We start from the raw sequence: 18211 nt of genomic DNA on the forward strand, positions 1-18211 counted from the left end.
AATTTAGGACAGATGGGCATCGACTGAGGATTCTTCAAGAAGTGACTCAAGCTCAGGCCATACATTGTCTAAAATAATCGGCTGTGCTTCAGCAGTAGGATGAATACCGTCGCTTTGCATCAGCTGTGCATCCAAGGCGATGTCTTCAAGTAAGAAGGGCACTAGCGCCACATCGTACTCCTCCGCCAATGAGTGAAATACGCCCGTAAACGCATCGCGGTACGCTTGGCCATAGTTCGGCGGAATATCAATGCCCAGCAGCAGCACCTGCGCCCCGGCTTCTTGACTCTGCTCAATCATGCTGGCTAGATTTGCCTGCATTTGATTAGGTGCCAAGCCACGCAAGCCGTCATTACCGCCCAGTTCAAGGAGAACAATATCCGGCTGTCGTTGTCCGATTATGTCAGTGAATCTTTGTAGCCCTCCAGACGTTGTTTCACCGCTAATGCTGGCATTGATAACCTGTGCTTTATCGTCTAGGCGCTCGGCCAGTAAGCTCACCCAGCCTTCTTCACGCTCAATGCCGTAAGCGGCGCTTAGGCTGTCGCCCATTACCAGTAGGGTGGGGCGCGTGTCTTCACTGACAGGTTCTGCGTTGACTGAGGTTGAGGTCCAGGCGGCTACCAGTACTAGCACCCATACGGTTACCATACGGTTCAGCCCACACCAAGCTTTAGGGATGCCATGCTTCATGCCTTACTCCTCTGATCAAACTGAAAACTCAGCTGCACACGCCTCGTCAACGACCGAACACTCAAATGGTGCCCGCCGCCCTCTTACAGACACCCCTGCGGCGCATAACGTTCCTCATGGCGTTGCCGGACACCCCGTTCTACATGCCGACAGGCTCTCGAAAAAAGTCACCAGCGGAGAGCGCTCGCTGACTATTTTACACGACCTGTCGCTAAGCGTAGAAGCGGGTGAAAGCGTTGCGATTTTAGGCAAAAGCGGTGCGGGTAAATCAACGTTGTTGGGGCTGTTGGCGGGTCTGGATACACCCAGTGATGGTGAGCTTATGCTGTTCGGTCAAGCGCTCAGCCGATTAGATGAGGATGGCCGTGCGGCACTACGGGCGGGGCGAGTGGGTTTCGTGTTTCAAAATTTTCAGTTATTACCTACGTTGAGTGCGCTGGAAAACGTCATGCTGCCATTGGAGCTTTCCCCCCGTGCCGGCGAAACACAAACCGCGACTAAGTGGTTAGCGCGCGTGGGGCTTGGCGAGCGCGTCGATCATCTCCCTAAACAGCTTTCTGGCGGCGAGCAGCAGCGGGTGGCGGTGGCTCGCGCTTTCGTCACTGACCCTGAGCTGGTGTTTGCCGATGAACCAACCGGCAATCTTGACCCGGATACCGGCGCTCAAGTTATTGATCTGCTTTTTACCTTGAACCGTGAAGCGGGCACTACGCTCATTTTGGTTACCCATGATCACGCTCTGGCCCGTCGCTGTGACCGCTGTCTGCGCCTGGATCAAGGCAAATTAGAACCTTTTGTGCCAGTAGCCGCCTCGGTAGATGAGGGGACGCAATGAGCGATGTGAATTGGCGCTTAGCGATGCGCAGTCTTAAACGAGACCTTCGCGCTGCCGACGTGCGCGCTCTGTTTATCGCTCTGGTACTGGCCGTTGCGGCATCGACGATGATCGCTTTCTTTTTGGACCGTTTAGAACGTGGCTTGGAACGTCAGGCAAGCCAAATGCTGGGCGGCGACTTAGTGTTAGAGCAGCGCGATCCTTTTTCCGAAGAGCTGCGGGCCACTCTGGAAAATGCCGGCTTTACGTTAAGTGATCAGGTTGATCTCGTTTCCATGATTAGCCGCGGCGAGCGCTTTCAGCCCGCGAGCCTCAAAGCTGTCGATGATGTTTATCCTCATTACGGCGTATCACACGTAGATTTTGGCGATGGCACTGAGGAGGTTGCATCAGGTCCCGCGCCCGGCGAAGCATGGGCTGACCCGCGGCTAATGCAGTTAGTCGAGATACAGCTCGGTGATCAAGTGCAGGTAGGCCAAACCGAGCTTACCGTGACGGGTATTGTAGAGCGTGAGGCAGACCAGTCCGCTGGATTTAGCAACTTTAACCCGCGCTTAATGATGAACACCGCGGATGTTGAAGCGACTGGCCTAATCCAGCCTGGCTCACGTATAGAGTTTGAAATATTAGCGGCAGGCTCGTCAGCGGCACTAGAGCGGGTTCAAGGCCTGCTGGCGGAACTCCGCCGCGACGGCGTCGAGGTTCGCGACGTGCGAGTCGATCGACCTCAGTTGGGGAACGCTTTACAGCGCGCTGAACGCTATCTAGGGCTTGCCGGGCTAGCCGCCGTACTGTTGGCTGGCGTGGCTGTCGCAATGTCGACCCGGCGCTACGTCGAGCGTCACTTAGACACCGCCGCGCTGCTGCGCTGCTTTGGCGCCAGTCAGCGCCAGTTAGTATCAATTTTTACTCTTCAACTACTCGGGCTAGCCCTGGTCGCAGCGGTGATTGGAGCGCTGCTTGGGCTTGTTGGACAAGCCGTTTTACTCCGGTTGCTGGTGAGCTTTTTGCCCATGACGCTCCCGCCACCGGGGCTGATGCCGCTAGGGCTGGGCGTTTTCACAGCGCTTGCTGTGTTAGTCGGGTTTGCTGGGCCAACCTTGCTGCGTATTAAGCAAGTTAGCGCGTTGAAGGTGCTGCGCCGCGAGCTCGATCCGTTGCCACCTTCTGCATGGCTGGTGGTGGGGGTGGCGGGCATTGTGTTTGGCGGGTTGCTATGGCTTTACTCGGGCAGCCTGGTGCTAGCGATTGCGCTATTAATCGGCGGGGCGATGCTGCTCGGTTTGCTGTGGCTGATTAGCGCCTTTTTACTCAGCGCTTTGTTGCGTGGTGTCCAACGAGTAACGGGAAGCAATGAGTGGTCGCAGGCGCTACGTTTAGGCGGTCGTCAGTTGGCTCGCAGACGCCAGGCAGGACTGGGTCAGCTGCTAGCATTTTCGGTGACTTTCTTTGCGATGGCGATGATTGTATTAGTGCGCGGTGATCTGTTGAGCACCTGGCAAGATCAGCTGCCTGAAAATACCCCTAATTATTTCGCTATCAACATTCAACCCTCCGAGCGAGATCCTTTTGAAGCGGTCGTTTCACCGCGTGTAGAAACTCAAAGCACCCTGTACCCAATGGTACGCGGTCGCGTTATTGCTATTAATGATCAGCCCCCTGAGGATGCCGTGCCGCAGGATGCGCGTGGCGATGGCTCGCTACGCCGTGAGTTAAACCTCACCTGGCAAGCAGAGCTGCCCGATGGTAACGAGTTAGTCGCCGGAGAATGGTTTTCAACAGCGCAAGCAAGCGACGCAAGGCAGGGGTGGATGAGTGCAGTTGAGGCAACGCCGCAAGCAACCCCTGTGCCTATTTCGATGGAAGATGGGCTGGCTGAAAGGTTAGGCCTAGGCATTGGCGACGAGATCACCTTCTCAGTCGGTAGCGACGAGATAGCGACACAGATTACCAGCCTGCGTAGCCTTCACTGGGACAGCTTTCAGCCTAATTTTTTCGTTATCTTTCCGCCGGGCGTGCTGGAGCAATTTGGCCACAGCTACATTACGGCCTTTCATTTGCCTGAAGCGGAAAGTGGCCTGATTAGGGAGCTGATTACCGATTTCCCCGGTGTGTCGTTGCTCAATGTGGATGCCATCTTAGGCCAAGTGCGCGACGTGCTTAGCCAAGTGACGCGTGCTGTGGAGTTGGTGCTTGCGCTGGTACTCTTAGCCGGGGTTAGCGTGCTTTATGCGGCGTTAACCGCAAGCCTTCCTGTGCGCGCCCATGAAAGCGGTTTGTTGCGTGTCTTTGGGGCAGGCAGCCGGATGATTTCACGCGTGCAGGGAGCCGAGTATGCGCTGCTAGGCTTTGCCAGTGGTTTGATGGGGGCGGTATTGGCAGAGTTTGCCACGGCAGCACTGTATATTTACTGGCTAGATCTCACGCCAACCTTCCACCTAGGGCTATGGCTATTATTGCCACTCGGCGGGGCTGTGCTGATTGGCGTGATCGGCCACGCGCTATCACGTGGCTTGCGTCGCCAAGCCCCAGCGGCCAGCTTAGGGCTTCTCGGGGAGGCGTAGCGGTATCGCTGCGTCTTAGCGTGCGAGCCAAAAGCCGACCACGGCGGCGCTGATAACAGCAATGAGAAAGACAAGATTACGGGCGCGAGTATCGCGGCGTGGTTTCATGGCAACACCAAAATAAGCGTGGAGAGAAAAGCAGCAAAAGTATTACGCCGGGCATGGTACCGTTTGTTGCCCGCGTCGTCATCTTGACTGCCTTCACGCAGCGTTATTGGCCCAGGACTTTTAGCTTATGTACCACTCTGATCTAACGGCTTCCCGCGTTTTTGCGCCGCAGCCGCTTTTGCTTGCCGAAGGCCGCCTTGCCGCGCTGAGCTGGGGGCGCTCGGATGCTCCCACGTGGCTGGCGCTGCACGGCTGGTTAGATAACGCAGCCAGTTTTTCACGCTTGGCACCGCTGCTAGTTGAGGCGCTAGGTATCCGCATTGTAGCGGTGGATTTTCGGGGGCATGGGCACTCTTCACATGTGCCTGAAGGCGTCGACTATGCATTGTGGGACTATTGTCACGACGTGCTCGATGTCATGGACACGCTCGGATTAGAGCAAGCCAGCTTGCTGGCCCACTCAATGGGCGCGGCAGTGGCATGTCTGGTGGCCGCGGCGTTGCCTGAGCGGGTAGTGCGCTTAACCTTGATTGACGGATTAGGCGCGCTCAACACACCGCTGGAGGAGACCGCCAGCCAACTGCGCAAAGGACTGGCAGCTTATCGACGGCCGCGTTCTCGGGCCCCACGCTATGCGGATATAGAAAGCGCGATCGCTGCGCGTGTGGCGGGCGGTGTGACGCCGCTAGATAGTATAACGGCCGCGCCGCTTGTGGAGCGCAATACGCAGCCTACCGCCGATGGCCATGTGCAAATGCGTACTGACGGCCGTCTACTGAAGCCATCGCTGGTGCGTTTTACGCCGGAGCAAGTGCTGTCATTGCTGGCAGATATTAATGCTCCGGTTCTCTTGATTGAAGGCGATAGCGGCATTCTGGGTCAACGTGAGTGGGCCGCTCAAGCGCGGCAGGCAGTCAAAGATTTACACCGCCACGTGCTCATTGGCGGCCATCATTTGCACCTGGAGCCTCGTGCAGTGGCGCAAGTCGCGACGATTATTGGCGGTCACTGGGACAAGACCGATAATCGCTAAGGAAGGACGTTAGCATGAATGAATTGGCTCACTTGGCCAGCGGCAACAAAGTTGCCTTGGTGCTGGGTAGCGGCGGTGCGCGTGGCTACGCGCATATTGGTGTTATTGAAGCATTAGAAGCCCGTGGTTTTGAGATTATTGCCGTGTCTGGTTGCTCAATGGGCGCGCTGATCGGCGGTATTTACGCCGCGGGTAAGCTGCCGGAGTACCGCGAGTGGGTATGTAACCTGGATTACTTTGATGTGCTCAAACTGGTTGATGTGACGTGGAGCCCTATGGGCGCGATGCGTGCCAGCAAAGTGATGAGTAAACTAGAAGCGCTGGTAGGCGACATTTTGATGGAAGATTTGTCGATTCCGGTGACAACCGTGGCGACTGACTTAGTGCGCCAACGCGAGGTGTGGTTTCAAAAGGGCTCTCTTTTGCGCGCTATTCGCGCGTCTATCGCAGTGCCCGGTGTTATTACCCCTGTTCATCTTGGTGAGCAAGTCTTGGTCGACGGCGGGCTGCTCAACCCTTTACCCATTATGCCCGTGGTCGCTGCCCATCAGGCGGATTTTGTCGTAGCGGTTAACGTCACCGCGCACAGCCCGCTACCGGTTACATTAGAGGAACTGCTTCCCAAAGAAGAAGAGGCCACCGATAGCCGCAGTGAAAATGAGCGCGAGCGTGACCAAAGTATGGGTAAGTGGATTGGCGATGTTCGTGCGGCGACGCGTAAACTTTGGGGTGGGCTGGGTGCCAACGGGGATGAAGAGCCTGATGAGACCACGGAAGCCCGCGGTAAGCGTGAGTGGAGCAAGCTGGATATGATTTTGGAGTCGTTTGATATTACCCAGGCGGCGCTGGCTAAATATAAAGTGGCGGGTTACCCACCCGATGTGCTGATTGAAATACCCAAGACCGTCTGTAGCACCTATGAATTTCATCGCGGTAGAGATTTGATCCGCTTAGGTCGTCACTTGGCGGATCAGGCGTTAGAGCGGCGAATGCCAAGCATTGCTTCGGATGCCGCTGAGTAGCGGCTAAAGGCCACGTTTACGTAGCAGGATATACACGGCGCCGGTGCCACCATCGACGGGCACCGCCGAACAGAATGCCAGCACCCCTGGCCATTCGCGCAGCCATGTATTGGTGTGGCTTTTGAGTACGGGGAAATCAGACGTGGTGCCCCATGCTTTGCCGTGCACCACGAGTACGCAGCGCAGCCCTTGGCTGGCTGAATCGCGTAGAAAACTCTCAAGCTCCGTACGCGCCTCTTCTAGCGTATAGCCATGTAAATCCAACCCCGACTGCCACGCGGTTTGGCCGCGTTTTAGCTGGCTGAAGGTACGTAGCGGCAGGTCAACAACGCTGAACTCCAGATATTCAGACGGGCGTACGGCCTCCACGCGGCCATCCGACGTGCGCCCGCTGACCTGCTTAGCATCGCTTTGCACCGCCGCGTGGCGGCGCGCCTCATGTGCCTTTCCATCTTGTTTAGGTTTGCCTGGATCGGCCTGATTGGTCGCGATACGGCGTACGCCCGCCGCTGTTAACGCTTCACGGAAGGCACTGATATCATCATCATTGGGAAGGTGGCGGCGTCGCGTCATGGCAGGCTCAGGTATGAAAAATAGGTGTCAAAACGGTAAGTCAGCGTAAAGAGGCACAGTATAGCGGGCTGAGCGTTGCTGTGAACCTGGCGGCGTGAAAGGTACAATCTTTTATTCGTCATGTGGATAAAGCGTTATCAGGCATGGCCTGGCTGCATCCAAGATTATCGTTAACCCAGGAGTCGCTGTGACCACGCATCTCAACGCTGAGCATTCTCACTCAACCCTTTCCCTGCCAGAGTCGGCGCTGGTGAGCGAACTCTTCACACTGCGTGACTACCTGCGCTGGGTATCCAGCGAGTTTTATCTGGCCGGTTTGCATTATGGCCATGGTACCGACTCCGCCTGGGACGAGGCCGTTGCGCTTTGTTTGGGCGCTTTGCATCTGCCGTGGAGCGTTGACCCCGGGGTATTAGAGGCGCGGCTGCTGCCCATTGAGCGCCTGCGTATCATTGGCTTAGCGCGCGAACGTATTACCACGCGTCGGCCGCTGCCCTATTTGCTGGGTGAAAGTTTTTTTGCCGGCCATCCGTTTCACGTTGATGAGCGCGTGCTGATTCCACGTTCACCGATTGCCGAACTCATTGAAGATGGCTTTGCGGCTTGGTTTCCAGAAGAGCCTCCCGCTAAGGTGCTAGACCTATGCACGGGCTCTGGGTGTATTGGTATTGCCACGGCGCTGTATTTGCCCACCTGCGAAGTAGCGCTGGCGGATATTAGCCAAGATGCCTTAGCCGTGTCGCGGCAAAATATTACCCGCCACGATGTGGGCAATCGCGTGCGCGCGCTGGAGTCGGATGTCTTTAATAGCCTGGAAGGCCAGCGCTTTGATTTGATTGTCTCTAACCCGCCCTACGTGGATGCGCGTGATCTTGCGTTGATGCCCGCTGAGTTCCGCCATGAGCCGTCATTGGCACTGGGTGCCGGTAGTGACGGTTTGGATATTGTGCGGCGTATACTGCGTGAAGCGCGGCAACATTTGACCGATGAGGGCTGGCTGATCGTTGAGGTTGGTAACTCAGATTGCCATGTGAAAGCAGCATTTCCGGATGTTCCTTTTTTGTGGCTTGAATTCGAGCGTGGCGGCCAGGGCGTGTTTGTCCTGAGCGCCGCTGAACTCGACGCCCATGCGGCGTCTTTCGTGTAAGGAATTAACGGCCATGTCTGGCAATACGTTTGGCAAATTATTCAGTGTCACAACCTTTGGTGAAAGCCACGGCACCGCGCTTGGCGCAATCGTTGATGGCTGCCCGCCAGGGCTTCCGCTTTGCGAGGCGGACCTGCAGCACGACTTGGATCGCCGCAGGCCGGGAAGCTCGCGACATACGACCCAGCGCAAAGAGCCGGATCAGGTGCGGATTCTGTCAGGCGTTTTTGAAGGTAAAACGACCGGTACGTCGATTGGTTTACTGATTGAAAACACCGATCAGCGATCTAACGATTACTCGAAAATTAAAGATCAGTTCCGGCCCGCGCATGCGGACTACACCTATCATCATAAATATGGCCACCGAGACTATCGGGGCGGCGGGCGCTCCAGCGCACGAGAAACTGCTATGCGGGTAGCCGCTGGGGCCATCGCCAAGAAATATTTGGCGGCTCAAGGTGTACAGATTCGTGGCTATATGAGTCAGCTAGGGCCGATCAAAATTGACTTCAAACAGTGGGAATCGGTAGCGCAAAATGCTTTTTTCTGCCCTGACCCGGAGCGCGTAGCCGAGCTTGAAGCCTATATGGATCAACTGCGGCGTGATCAAGACTCAGTGGGCGCTGAAATTACCGTGATTGCTGAAGGTGTTCCCGTGGGGCTGGGTGAGCCGGTATTTGACCGCCTGGACGCTGAGCTTGCGCATGGCCTGATGAGCATCAATGCCGTAAAGGGCATTGAAATCGGTGCAGGCTTTGGGTGTATTGCCCAGCGCGGCAGCGAACATCGCGATGAGATGACGCCCGAAGGGTTTCTGTCTAATCATGCAGGCGGCGTGCTTGGCGGTATTTCCAGCGGCCAACCAATCGTTGCGCGGTTGGCGCTAAAACCGACGTCGAGCATTACCACCCCGGGCCGCTCTATTGATGTGCATGGTCAAGCGGTCGACGTGATCACAAAAGGGCGACACGACCCCTGCGTGGGTATTCGTGCGACGCCTATTGCTGAAGCGATGATGGCCATAACGCTGTTGGACCACTGGTTACGCCAGCGAGGCCAAAATTGTGACGTTAGCGTTGATACACCACGTTTAAAGCAGCTTTAAAGTCCCGGTGAAGTTGGCTTATCGCTGCTACACTCAGACAAAACCCCGGTGTCGGTGAAATTAGTATCGAAAAAGTGAGTGCCGGTAAAACTTGGCAGGAGCCGCCTATGAAGATTAACGTTGAGTTTGATCTTACCCCTGATGAGTTTCGCCAATCACTGGGGCTGCCTGATGTAGAGGAATTCCAAAAGCATCTGCTAGAAAATATTCAGCGGCAAATGGAATCCGGTGTTGAAGGCTATGACCCTATGAGCCTTATGCGGCCTTTCTTACAACAGCCGATGATGCAGCAAGGGCTTTCAGAAGGACTCTCCAAGGGGCTTTCCCAAGGTTTAGCGAACTTCGGCACCTACCAGCAAATGATGCTGGATATGCTGCGTCAAGCGGGTAATGCTGCTGGGTCTGATGATTCTTCTACTGTGGATGAAGAGGCCAGCCCAGGTGCATCGCGTAAAGACACATCGTCGGCAGGAGCGCCGGGCTCAGGCAGTTCAAGCGAGAAGGGCGCGAAGGCGAAAACAACCGCTTCTTCGCGATCTCGAGCGAAAGGTTAGAAGGTAAGGATACTTTCTAGAGTAGTTTGCAACCCCGTATGTCAGCGGCTACTCGTTTTTGCAGTGCGTTTTTCAGTGCAGCAATGCTACGTCACCATGAGTCACTCCAGGCGTTTTACATGTGTAGCCTAAGGCTCATGCCAGGGATCCATCGAGAGGAGCAGACACTATGCAAGATAATATGACGGACGCCTTTAACGCCCAAACGCGTCAAATGTTTGAGCCTATGCGCAAAATCAATTCGCTGATGCTCAACAATATGGAAAAAATGACCCAGTATCAGTTGGAAGCAATGCAACGCTATAGCCAAATGGGCACCGAGCGTATGCGCAGCGCTACTGAAATCAAAGATGCCGAAGGCCTGCGCGATTTTAGTACTAAGCAAGCAGAAATGATGAACGAAGTGTCCCAGCAGATGCAGGAAGACGCGCGGGCAATGAGCGAGATGAGCCAGCAGTTCAAATCTGAAGTGGAAAAGATGTTTAGCGAAGCCGGGCAGCAAATGTCCGGGCAAGCCAAGGCTGCGACTAAAGGCGCGCAATCGGCCAAAGCCTCTAGTCAGGCGTCGCGTAAAAGCTGAGTGAGATCACCATCGCGGCGCCTTAGGGCGCCGCGATGCTTTTATCATCCTGATTTATGGCCTCGCCGGTCGACAGCGTTTGGTGCGCCTGAGAGTAGGCGTAGGGAGAGTAAGTATGCAGTCAGCGTGGCAGAATCCGTTTCAGGCTATATCTCAAAAACTCTCTGAAGGGCTTTCTCAAGCGGAAGCCAATGCTTGGACTATCCAGCTTAGCGATATTAGCGACCAGTATCAGGGACTGATGCAGGACTTACTTTCCCGTATTGCACCCAGCGAAGCTGCCGACTCTATCTATGCCGATATGCGTGAAAGCTTTGAGGCTGGGGCGCAGTCGCTGATGCAAAATCCTACTCTGTTGCTTGAAACCCAAACACGTTTACTACAAGACCAGTGGCTGTTGTGTCAGCAGGCGATGCGAGGCATGGCCGGCGAACAAGTCTCACCACTGATAACCCCTGCAAAAAATGATCGTCGCTTTAAAGACAGTGCGTGGACCCACGAGCCGTATTACATGGCGATCATGCAGCAGTATTTACTGTTTTCGCAGGTCGTTGAAGAGCTGGTTGAAAGCTTGGGCGGCTTGGATGAAACCCATAAGCGCAACTTGATGTTTTACGCGCGCCAGTTGGTGAACGCGATGGCGCCGACGAATTTTATGACCACTAATCCCGAGGTCATGCGTAAAACGCTGGAAACGCGTGGCCAGAACTTGGTTGATGGCTTAGCGAGTTTACGTGAAGATTTGGCCAACTCCGCCGAGGGAATCAATGTCCGCATGACGGACCGCGGCGCTTTTGGTGTGGGTCACAACATTGCAGTGACGCCCGGTGCGGTGGTGTATGAAAATGAATTAATCCAATTAATTCAGTACACCCCAACCACAGAGAAAACGTTTAAAACGCCGCTGCTGATGGTGCCACCGTGGATCAATAAGTATTACATTCTTGATCTGCGTGACGATAACTCCATGGTCAAGTGGCTAGTAGGGCAAGGGCATACAGTGTTCTTGATTTCCTGGCGTAATCCTGGCCCTGAGCAGCGTGATATCACGTGGGCCGACTATATGCAAATGGGGCCCATTAGTGCGATGGATGCCATTGAGCAGGCTTGTGGCGAGAAGCCGGTGAACCTACTTAGCTATTGTGTTGGCGGTACGCTAACGGCTTCAACGGTGGCTTACCTTACGAGTACTCGGCGTGGGCGGAAAGTGAAGTCGGTGACCTATATGGCAACGCTGCAGGACTTTCGCGATCCTGGCGATATCGGCGTCTTTCTCAACGAGCGTGTGGTTGAAGGTATTGAGCAAACGCTGCAGCTGAAAGGCTATTTGGACGGCCGTTCAATGGCCTATACCTTTAATTTACTGCGTGAAAATGATTTGTTTTGGTCGTTCTACATCAGTAACTATTTGAAGGGTGAAACGCCTGCCGCTTTTGACCTGCTTTACTGGAATACCGATGGCACCAATTTGGCTGCAGGTACCCATGCATGGTACTTGCGTCATATGTATTTGGAGAACCGCTTGGTTGAACCAAACGGCATTGAATTAGATGGCGTGAAGATTGATCTGCGCAAAATATCAACGCCCAGCTATTTTGTATCGACTAAAGAAGACCATATCGCTAAATGGAACAGCACCTACTACGGGGCATTGCTGCCCAAGGGGCCGGCAACCTTTGTGCTCGGCGGTTCAGGGCATATTGCGGGTATTGTTAATCCGCCCAGTAAGAACAAGTATGGATACTGGACCAACGATGCATTGCCGGAAAACCATGAAGCGTGGCTGGAAAGCGCTAGTGAGCATGAGGGCTCATGGTGGCCTCATTGGCAGGCGTGGATGACTGACAATGGCTATGCCGACAGCGAGAAAATGGTACCTGTGCGCCAACCTGGCGATGGCGCACTTTCCATCATCGAGCCGGCACCAGGGCGCTATGTCAAGATGACCATTCCTGAGGTGCTAGGAGAAATACCGACGACGCCGTAACTGCTGCTGACGATCATAAGAAAGCCCGCTGACGTTGAGCTGACCCTCAACAGTAGTTCAACCCAGCGGGCTTTTTTTGGATTTCTCAATCGTTAATTACGAATGAGATAGTCAAACGCGCCGAGCGATGCTTTAGCGCCTTCGCCCATGGCAATAATGATTTGCTTGTAGGGCACGGTGGTAACATCGCCAGCGGCGAAGACGCCGGGTACCGACGTCATGCCGTGTGCATCGACGATGATCTCCCCGCGTGGCGTCATTTCAATCGGCGAGCCTTTAAGCCATTCGGTATTGGGCACCAGTCCAATTTGTACAAAAATACCTTCCAACGCGATGGATTTGCTTTCATCGTTGGTACGATCTTTGTAGATCAAACCGTTGACCCGGCTGCCGTCGCCAGTGACTTCAGTACTCTGTGCATTAAGAATAATATCGACGTTGGTCAGGCTCTTAAGCTTTTTCTGCAGCACTGCATCGGCGCGCATCTCGCCCATAAACTCGATCAGTGTCACGTGGCCGACGATTCCCGCTAAGTCGATAGCGGCTTCAACGCCAGAGTTGCCGCCGCCAATAACGGCAACGCGTTTGCCTTTGAACAGCGGGCCATCGCAGTGAGGGCAGTAGGCAACGCCTTTGTTACGGTACTGCTGCTCGCCGGGAACGTTCATTTCGCGCCAACGAGCACCGGTCGCGAGCACGAGCGTTTTACTCTTAAGTGTCGCGCCGGAATCAAACGACACTTCATGCAGGCCGCCTTGAGCCTCAGCTGCTTTAAAGCTAGTGGCGAGCTGCAGATTCATGATATCGACTTCATAATCTTTTACGTGCTCTTCAAGCGCGCTGACAAGCTTAGGGCCTTCGGTATGCGAAACGGAGATGAAGTTTTCAATCCCCATGGTATCGGCCACCTGACCGCCAAAGCGTCCCGCGGCTATGCCGGTGTTAATGCCTTTACGGGCTGAATAGATCGCTGCCGCCGCACCCGCGGGGCCACCGCCAATCACGAGCGTGTCAAAGGCCGCTTTTTCGCTGAGCTTTTTGGCATCGCGCTCAGCCGCGCCGGTGTCGACCTTGGCTAAAATCTGCTCAAGCGTCATGCGGCCCTGATCAAACGGCTTGCCATTCAGATACACGCTCGGCACCGACATGATTTCACGAGACTCAACTTCATCCTGAAACAGCGCGCCGTCAATCGCAACGTGACGGACGTTGGGATTAAAGATGGCCATGAGATTAAGCGCCTGAACAACGTCTGGGCAGTTCTGGCAGGAAAGTGAGTAGTAGGTCTCAAACAGCATTTCGCCGTCGAGTGCCCTGATTTGATCCAGCAGTTTGTCAGAGGTTTTAGGCGGATGGCCGCCTACTTGCAGCAGCGCGAGAACCAGCGAGGTAAATTCGTGGCCCATCGGGATGCCAGCGAAAACTACGCCGGTGTCTTCGCCGGAGCGGTTAATTGCAAACGACGGCGTGCGGGCATCTTGACCGTCGCTGTGCAGGGTAATCTTATCGCTTAGGCTGCTGATGTCTTCCAAAAGACCCAGCAGTTCTTGTGACTTGGCTCCGTCATCGAGGGACGCAACGATCTCGAACGGCTGAGTCACTTTCTCCAGATACGTTTTCAACTGGGATTTTAAATTGGCGTCCAGCATGACAGTAGCTTCCTCGCAGTACTCTGAGCAGAAACAGAACACCCGGGCAGGACCCGGGTGCTGAGGTATCACTAGCCGCCAAAGCTAAGCTTGGCGGCTGGTTAGATCGATAGGCGGTTTAGATTTTGCCTACCAGATCTAAAGAAGGCGCCAGCGTTTCTTCGCCTTCTTTCCATTTAGCCGGGCAAACTTCGTTCGGATTAGCGCGAACGTATTGAGCGGCTTTCACTTTACGCAGTAGCTCTTCGGCATTACGGCCGATGTTGCCAGCATTGATTTCGACAATCTGGATTTTGCCGTCAGGATCGACAACAAAGGTACCGCGCTCAGCAAGGCCAGCGTCTTCGATCAGGACTTCAAAGTTGCGTGAAATGCGCAGCGTCGGATCAGCGATCATGGGGTACTGCAGCTTGCCGATGGTGTCAGAGCTGTCGTGCCATGCTTTGTGCGTGAAGTGGGTATCAGTAGAAACACTGTAGATTTCAACGCCCAGTTTTTTAAACTCAGCGTAGTGATCGGCTAGGTCACCAAGCTCAGTTGGGCATACAAAGGTGAAATCAGCTGGGTAGAAGAAAAAGATAGACCACTGACCTTGTATGTCGGTTTCAGTAACATCGACAAATTCACCGTTAACATAAGCTGTTGCTTTAAATGGCTTAACTTCAGTGTTGATTAAAGACATTCGGGTAATCTCCGTGATTGATGAACAAAGGGTTAAGAAGTGATGATAATACTAAGGGCTAACGGATAATGAATAAAATTAAGAATAGCCATTCGTTTGATAGTATTTAGCTATTGGCGGGCTGGCCGGCGTCGCCGCACTGCTGTTAAGTGGGGCCGATGGTGCGGAATACAAGAATTTTTCACATTGTCTTGCGATAGGGGCTCACGCACCGCAAAATTCGCACGGCTAGTATGATGGCCTACGCTGTTTGAGTGGCAGACAGCTCGCCACGGGGAATACGTGGCACAATAATCGCTTAGAACCGTGTTGAAAAGATCGCGTAGCTAGATATAGATAATAGGAGCAGTAATATGGGGAACATTCACAAACTTTCCGCGGCCGTTGCGGCTATTTCGTTCGCCGCAGCGGCTAGCACTACCTACGCCAATGAGGTGCGGGTGTTTAACTGGTCAGATTACATTGCTCCGGAAACGCTTGAAAAATTTACCGAGCGCACCGGCATTGACGTGACCTATGATGTTTACGATAGCAACGAAACGCTTGATGCCGCCTTGCTTGCCGGCCGTTCTGGCTATGATGTGGTCGTGCCTTCTAGCCAATATTTCACGCGTCAGTTGAGTGCGGGCGTTTATCAGCCCCTTGACCATGAGTTGTTGAGCAACCTTGGCAACCTTGATCCAGATTTGATGGCTAATCTGGAACACATCGACGGAGCGAATGAGTATGCAGTCCCTTATATGTGGGGAACCAACGGTATCGGCTATAACGCCGATCGTATCGAAGAAATTCTTGGCGAAGACGCCCCTGTCGACAGCTGGGCGCTTCTGTTTGATCCAGAAATTACCGGTGCGCTGAGCGCTGCGGGCTGCGGTATCTCGCTAATGGATTCTGGTATCGAAATGCTGCCAGCAGCGCTGTCCTACCTGGGACTCGACCCACAAAGTAATGATAGCGACGACCTGGAAGCCGCAGGCGAGGTGATAACCCGCATTCGCGACGACATTACCTACTTTCATTCCTCACGTTACATTGCCGATCTAGCGAATGGCGATATTTGCGTTGCGGCCGGTTATTCGGGCGATATCTTTCAGGCCGCCGAGCGCGCACAAGAGGCGGGGCGTGATTTCACTGTCGCTTATAGCATTCCCAAGGAAGGCTCTGAGCTGTGGTTTGACATGATGGCGATACCTGCTGACGCACCCAATACTGAGAACGCACACGCATTTATCAATTTTATTCTTGACCCCGAGATAGCGACTGAAATTACTGAATACGTTCGCTACGCCAACCCAAACTTGGCGGCGAATGACTATCTCTCTGACGAGATCATTAATGATCCAGCTATCTACCCGGAAGCCGAGGTGTTACAGAATTCATTTGTACCCTTGGAAAAGCCGCAAAACGTTCAGCGCGTCCTGACACGCACCTGGAATCGCGTTAAATCAGGGCATTAATAATTGCATCGTCTGGCGGCGAGACAAGCATCGTGCTTGTCTCGCTGTTTGTCTTTAAACGCTCGGGTTTTCGGGCTTTTGATGGGAGTGGCGAATGGTCACTACGCCCCTGTCGAACGAGGCTTCATCCACCCCACCTATCAGCACGACTGCACCACGCGCCCAGGGCAAGGCCCCACGGTTTGCTGAAGATGTCGTGCTGGAAGTCAAACGCTTAAGCAAGCGATTTGATGATGCGCTGGCGGTGGATGATGTCAACTTGCAGGTTAAGCGCGGCGAAATTTTCGCGCTACTAGGTGGTTCCGGGTCGGGTAAATCTACTCTGCTGCGAATGCTCGCGGGTTTTGAGACACCTACCGAAGGCCGCATTTTATTAGACGGTGACAATATCACCGCGATGCCGCCGCATAAGCGGCCTATTAACATGATGTTTCAGTCTTATGCACTGTTTCCGCATATGACGGTAGCGCAAAACATCGCTTTTGGTTTGAAGCAGGACAAGCTTTCTAAAGCGGATATTGATGTCCGCGTAGCGCAAATGCTCAAGCTGGTGCATATGGAGCGCTTTGCCAAGCGCAAGCCACACCATTTGTCGGGCGGTCAGCGTCAGCGAGTGGCGTTGGCGCGCTCGCTGGCTAAGCGGCCCAAAATTTTATTGCTAGATGAGCCCATGGGCGCACTGGATAAAAAGCTGCGCACTGAGATGCAGCTAGAGGTCGTCGAGATCATCGAGCAGGTAGGCGTTACCTGCATTATGGTGACTCACGATCAAGAAGAGGCGATGACCATGGCGGATCGCGTAGCGATTATGGCCGATGGTTGGATTGAGCAGGTGGGCTCTCCGGTGGATATTTATGAAAGTCCGGTTAGCCGCATGGTGGCTGAGTTCGTCGGCACGGTGAATGTCTTTGAAGGCGAGATCATCGAAGATGCCGCTGATCATTGCCGAATTACTGCCCCCGCGCTCGAGCGGCCTATTTATATCGACCATGGTATTACCACCCAGGCGATGGACCGGCGAGTGTGGGTTGCACTGCGCCCTGAAAAAATTTGGTTAACGCGTGAAAAGCCTACGACGGAATATAACTGGGCAGAAGGTAGGGTTGACGATATTGCTTACCTAGGTGGGTTCTCGCTGTATTACGTGCGCACACCTTCCGGCCAGATGATTAAGGTCAGTATGGCTAATACCGAGCGTCGTGGTGATCGGCCTACCTGGGAAGACCGCGTGTATGTCTACTGGGAAGACCACAGTATCATTGTGTTGAACCGTTAGATGGGTGCACTTTTTACTGCGAGGAAATTGCCTTAAATGAAGCCATCTCGTTCTTCAGCGCTGCTCAAACGCTGGCAGCTGGGGCGTCGGGCGGTGATTGCGTTGCCGCTAGTTTGGTTGGCACTGTTTTTCTTGCTGCCTTTTGCGCTGGTGCTCAAAATCAGTCTTTCCGACGCGGCGGTAGCCATTCCACCTTATGGCCCGTTACTGGAATATGCTGATCAAACCCTGCATGTATTTCTGAATGTGGGCAATTATATTTTTCTGCTCTCCGATTCGCTGTATATCGCTGCTTATTGGGGCTCAGTAAAAACCGCTTTTATATCCACTGCCGCCTGCTTGCTGATTGGCTATCCGATGGCCTATGCAATGTCGCGGGCGCCAGCACGCTGGCAACTGCTTTTATTGCTGCTTGTGATGCTACCGTCATGGACCTCATTTTTGATTCGCGTCTATGCCTGGATGGGTATTTTAAGTAACAGCGGTCTCATTAATAATTTGCTGATGGGACTTGGGCTCATAGAATCGCCATTGCGCATGATGAATACCCAGTTTGCGGTCACTATCGGCATTGTGTATGCCTACCTGCCGTTTATGGTGTTGCCACTGTATGCCCATCTCACGCGGATGGATAACTCGCTGCTTGAAGCCGCCGCCGACCTTGGTTCGCGTAAGCTGAATACCTTCATCAAAGTGACCCTGCCGCTTTCGATGGGCGGTATTGTGGCAGGCTCAATGCTGGTGTTTATACCGGCAGTAGGGGAGTTTGTCATTCCTGAGCTGCTTGGCGGCCCCGATACGTTAATGATTGGTAAGGTGCTTTGGGAGGAGTTTTTCCTTAATCGTGATTGGCCTGTCGCTTCGGCGTTAGCCATTGTCATGTTATTGCTGCTGTTGGTGCCAATCGTCTGGTTCCATCGCTATCAGTCGCGCGAACTTGAATAGT

The 18211-nt window shown here is 54.0% G+C and carries 16 protein-coding genes; 12 read left to right on the forward strand and 4 right to left on the reverse strand.

Annotation, left to right across the window (positions count from 1 at the left end; all coding sequences use genetic code 11):
* Positions 1–3: 3 nt before the first annotated feature.
* Positions 4–693, reverse strand: a complete 690-nt coding sequence (locus ACT3RP_RS07040; RefSeq protein ID WP_444625350.1) for an arylesterase — start codon at positions 691–693, stop codon at positions 4–6.
* Between ACT3RP_RS07040 and ACT3RP_RS07045 the strand changes: the two genes are divergently transcribed.
* The 4 genes from ACT3RP_RS07045 (at position 692) to ACT3RP_RS07060 (ending at position 6255) form a co-directional block, all read left to right on the forward strand.
* Positions 692–1528, forward strand: a complete 837-nt coding sequence (locus ACT3RP_RS07045; protein WP_444625351.1) for an ABC transporter ATP-binding protein — start codon at positions 692–694, stop codon at positions 1526–1528. The two genes, ACT3RP_RS07040 and ACT3RP_RS07045, sit on opposite strands and share 2 nt — an antisense overlap.
* Complete coding sequence (locus tag ACT3RP_RS07050) at positions 1525–4092, forward strand: ABC transporter permease (RefSeq protein ID WP_483393527.1); 2568 nt, start codon at positions 1525–1527, stop codon at positions 4090–4092. The genes ACT3RP_RS07045 and ACT3RP_RS07050 overlap by 4 nt, the downstream gene beginning before the upstream one ends.
* A 235-nt stretch (positions 4093–4327) precedes the next feature.
* Entirely contained in the window at positions 4328–5233 is a 906-nt protein-coding gene (locus tag ACT3RP_RS07055; RefSeq protein ID WP_096279038.1) for an alpha/beta fold hydrolase, read from the forward strand.
* A 14-nt stretch (positions 5234–5247) separates the two neighbouring features.
* Positions 5248–6255: a patatin-like phospholipase family protein gene (locus ACT3RP_RS07060; protein ID WP_096279040.1), complete on the forward strand. Its 1008-nt coding sequence runs from the start codon at positions 5248–5250 to the stop codon at positions 6253–6255.
* A 3-nt stretch (positions 6256–6258) separates the two neighbouring features.
* On the opposite strand, the gene ACT3RP_RS07065 is transcribed toward ACT3RP_RS07060, so the two are convergent.
* The gene (locus ACT3RP_RS07065) at positions 6259–6828 is read right to left on the reverse strand and encodes a Smr/MutS family protein (protein ID WP_441685794.1); all 570 of its coding nucleotides are present in this window, start codon (positions 6826–6828) and stop codon (positions 6259–6261) included.
* A 187-nt stretch (positions 6829–7015) separates the two neighbouring features.
* Here ACT3RP_RS07065 and prmB point away from each other — a divergent pair, with 187 nt between their 5' ends.
* The 5 genes from prmB (at position 7016) to phaC (ending at position 12201) form a co-directional block, all read left to right on the forward strand.
* Positions 7016–7975 carry a 50S ribosomal protein L3 N(5)-glutamine methyltransferase gene (gene prmB, locus ACT3RP_RS07070; RefSeq protein WP_096279044.1) on the forward strand — a complete coding sequence of 320 codons (960 nt, stop codon included), beginning with the start codon at positions 7016–7018 and terminating at the stop codon, positions 7973–7975.
* Positions 7976–7988: 13 nt separating this feature from the next.
* Positions 7989–9080, forward strand: a complete 1092-nt coding sequence (aroC, locus tag ACT3RP_RS07075; RefSeq protein ID WP_483393528.1) for a chorismate synthase — start codon at positions 7989–7991, stop codon at positions 9078–9080.
* A gap of 107 nt (positions 9081–9187) precedes the next feature.
* Positions 9188–9634: a hypothetical protein gene (locus ACT3RP_RS07080; RefSeq protein WP_483393529.1), complete on the forward strand. Its 447-nt coding sequence runs from the start codon at positions 9188–9190 to the stop codon at positions 9632–9634.
* Positions 9635–9803: 169 nt separating this feature from the next.
* Entirely contained in the window at positions 9804–10214 is a 411-nt protein-coding gene (locus ACT3RP_RS07085; protein WP_096279051.1) for a phasin family protein, read from the forward strand.
* A 115-nt stretch (positions 10215–10329) separates the two neighbouring features.
* Positions 10330–12201 carry a class I poly(R)-hydroxyalkanoic acid synthase gene (gene phaC / locus ACT3RP_RS07090; protein WP_483393530.1) on the forward strand — a complete coding sequence of 624 codons (1872 nt, stop codon included), beginning with the start codon at positions 10330–10332 and terminating at the stop codon, positions 12199–12201.
* 92 nt (positions 12202–12293) lie between these two features.
* Here the strand turns inward: phaC and ahpF are convergent, their stop codons facing one another.
* Both ahpF and ahpC read right to left on the reverse strand, forming a co-directional pair.
* Entirely contained in the window at positions 12294–13850 is a 1557-nt protein-coding gene (ahpF, locus tag ACT3RP_RS07095; protein WP_096279055.1) for an alkyl hydroperoxide reductase subunit F, read from the reverse strand.
* A gap of 118 nt (positions 13851–13968) precedes the next feature.
* On the reverse strand, positions 13969–14532 hold the full coding sequence (ahpC, locus tag ACT3RP_RS07100) for an alkyl hydroperoxide reductase subunit C (RefSeq protein WP_096279057.1): 564 nt from the start codon (positions 14530–14532) through the stop codon (positions 13969–13971).
* A 353-nt stretch (positions 14533–14885) separates the two neighbouring features.
* Here ahpC and ACT3RP_RS07105 point away from each other — a divergent pair, with 353 nt between their 5' ends.
* The 3 genes from ACT3RP_RS07105 to ACT3RP_RS07115 all read left to right on the forward strand — a co-directional run bounded on the left by ACT3RP_RS07105 (position 14886) and on the right by ACT3RP_RS07115 (position 18210).
* A complete protein-coding gene (locus ACT3RP_RS07105; protein WP_483393531.1) occupies positions 14886–15989 on the forward strand; it encodes a polyamine ABC transporter substrate-binding protein in 1104 nt (367 codons plus the stop codon).
* A 94-nt stretch (positions 15990–16083) separates the two neighbouring features.
* Positions 16084–17265, forward strand: coding sequence for an ABC transporter ATP-binding protein (locus ACT3RP_RS07110; RefSeq protein WP_096279061.1), 1182 nt, complete (start codon positions 16084–16086; stop codon positions 17263–17265).
* A 36-nt stretch (positions 17266–17301) separates the two neighbouring features.
* Positions 17302–18210, forward strand: coding sequence for an ABC transporter permease subunit (locus ACT3RP_RS07115; RefSeq protein ID WP_096279063.1), 909 nt, complete (start codon positions 17302–17304; stop codon positions 18208–18210).
* The last annotated feature ends 1 nt before the right edge of the window (position 18211 follow it).

It is taken from the genome of Halomonas sp. AOP5-B2-8 (assembly GCF_052376475.1).
GTDB lineage: Bacteria > Pseudomonadota > Gammaproteobacteria > Pseudomonadales > Halomonadaceae > Vreelandella > Vreelandella casei.

Coding starts and splice junctions, on each gene's coding strand:
- ACT3RP_RS07055 (WP_096279038.1), top strand. CDS start 4,328: ATGTACCACTCTGATCTAACGGCTTCCCGCGTTTTTGCGCCGCAGCCG.
- ACT3RP_RS07110 (WP_096279061.1), top strand. CDS start 16,084: ATGGTCACTACGCCCCTGTCGAACGAGGCTTCATCCACCCCACCTATC.
- aroC (WP_483393528.1), top strand. CDS start 7,989: ATGTCTGGCAATACGTTTGGCAAATTATTCAGTGTCACAACCTTTGGT.
- ACT3RP_RS07080 (WP_483393529.1), top strand. CDS start 9,188: ATGAAGATTAACGTTGAGTTTGATCTTACCCCTGATGAGTTTCGCCAA.
- ACT3RP_RS07065 (WP_441685794.1), bottom strand. CDS start 6,828: ATGACGCGACGCCGCCACCTTCCCAATGATGATGATATCAGTGCCTTC.
- ACT3RP_RS07040 (WP_444625350.1), bottom strand. CDS start 693: ATGAAGCATGGCATCCCTAAAGCTTGGTGTGGGCTGAACCGTATGGTA.
- ACT3RP_RS07115 (WP_096279063.1), top strand. CDS start 17,302: ATGAAGCCATCTCGTTCTTCAGCGCTGCTCAAACGCTGGCAGCTGGGG.
- phaC (WP_483393530.1), top strand. CDS start 10,330: ATGCAGTCAGCGTGGCAGAATCCGTTTCAGGCTATATCTCAAAAACTC.
- ACT3RP_RS07060 (WP_096279040.1), top strand. CDS start 5,248: ATGAATGAATTGGCTCACTTGGCCAGCGGCAACAAAGTTGCCTTGGTG.
- ACT3RP_RS07105 (WP_483393531.1), top strand. CDS start 14,886: ATGGGGAACATTCACAAACTTTCCGCGGCCGTTGCGGCTATTTCGTTC.
- ahpC (WP_096279057.1), bottom strand. CDS start 14,532: ATGTCTTTAATCAACACTGAAGTTAAGCCATTTAAAGCAACAGCTTAT.
- ahpF (WP_096279055.1), bottom strand. CDS start 13,850: ATGCTGGACGCCAATTTAAAATCCCAGTTGAAAACGTATCTGGAGAAA.
- ACT3RP_RS07050 (WP_483393527.1), top strand. CDS start 1,525: ATGAGCGATGTGAATTGGCGCTTAGCGATGCGCAGTCTTAAACGAGAC.
- ACT3RP_RS07045 (WP_444625351.1), top strand. CDS start 692: ATGCCTTACTCCTCTGATCAAACTGAAAACTCAGCTGCACACGCCTCG.
- ACT3RP_RS07085 (WP_096279051.1), top strand. CDS start 9,804: ATGCAAGATAATATGACGGACGCCTTTAACGCCCAAACGCGTCAAATG.